Annotated in this window: 1 protein-coding gene; it reads right to left on the minus strand. The window is 68.6% G+C overall.

Annotation, left to right across the window (positions count from 1 at the left end):
• On the minus strand, positions 1-671 hold a 671-nt coding region (locus FB586_RS18510), incomplete at both ends, for an NADH-quinone oxidoreductase subunit D-related protein (protein ID WP_503102588.1).

Genomic DNA, 671 nt, shown 5'->3' on the forward strand with positions numbered 1-671 from the left:
CCCACGCGTACCCGGTTGAGCGGAGCACCGGGCCGGTGAGACCGAGCGCCAGGCAACCGGCGAGGTCGAGGTGCCCGACGCCCTCGAGGCGGCCCTTGAAGATCGGGTTGGCGTTGCAGAGGGCGGCGTACTCCGGCAGGCGCTTCTTCATCAGCGCGACGAAGTCGCGGATCTCGTCGAGCGCACCGGGCGGCAGGTCCTGCGCGACACCGCCGGGGCGGATGAACGCGTGGTTCATCCGCAGGCCGGTGATCAGCTCGAAGAGGTCGAGCACGAGCTCGCGCTCGCGGAAGCCGATCGTCATCACGGTCAGCGCGCCGATCTCCATGCCGCCGGTCGCGATCGCGACGAGGTGCGACGACATCCGGTTGAGCTCCATCAGGAGCACGCGCATGACCTGCGCCTTCTCCGGGACGTCGTCCTCGATGTCGAGCAACCGCTCGACGCCCAGGGCGTAGGTCGCCTCGTTGAAGAACGGCGAGAGGTAGTCCATCCGGGTGCAGAACGTGGTGCCCTGCACCCAGGAGCGGTACTCCATGTTCTTCTCGATGCCGGTGTGGAGGTAGCCGATGCCGCACCGCGCCTCGGTGACCGTCTCGCCCTCGAGCTCGAGGATCAGGCGCAGCACGCCGTGGGTCGACGGGTGCTGCGGGCCCATGTTGACGACCACG

This window comes from Cellulomonas telluris, from assembly GCF_004886325.1.
Lineage (GTDB): Bacteria > Actinomycetota > Actinomycetes > Actinomycetales > Cellulomonadaceae > Cellulomonas > Cellulomonas telluris.